Origin of the sequence: Citrobacter amalonaticus, from assembly GCF_018252635.1 — a bacterium.
In the GTDB taxonomy this organism is placed as follows: domain Bacteria; phylum Pseudomonadota; class Gammaproteobacteria; order Enterobacterales; family Enterobacteriaceae; genus Citrobacter_A; species Citrobacter_A amalonaticus_E.
Window position 1 is genome coordinate 1 of record NZ_JAGTXM010000050.1, and the last position, 382, is coordinate 382.

The following is a 382-nucleotide window of genomic DNA, read 5'->3' on the forward strand; positions in this document are numbered from 1 at the left end:
GCGCAGCCATCCGATGCGCAGCCCCGCCCATGCCCACTTCGACACCGACTCCACCACCAGCACCGGGGCATCGGGACGTTCCGCGGCGAGAGTGGGCGGCACTACCCCGTCGAACGAGATGCCCGCCACCACGCGATCCTCGATCACGGGCACCCCGTACTGCGCGGCGAGCTCGGCGACCCGATGGCGCGCCGCCGCCGGCAGCCGCGTGCCGGTGGGGTTCTGGTGGTGCGGGTTGAGGGCGATGAGCACGGGGCGCAGTCGTGCGATCGCCCGCTCGAGCGCGTCGACGTCGAGGCCGTCCGCCCCCATCGGCACACCGTGGACCGTGCCGCCGCGCAGGCTCACGCTGTCGGTGACGCCCGGCCACGTGATCTCCTCC

At 73.8% G+C, this 382-nt stretch carries 1 protein-coding gene; it reads right to left on the reverse strand.

The window, feature by feature from the left end:
- Positions 1-382, reverse strand: a 382-nt coding sequence (locus KE671_RS22665) for an aminotransferase class I/II-fold pyridoxal phosphate-dependent enzyme (RefSeq protein WP_211986817.1), incomplete at both ends; no start/stop codon positions are given.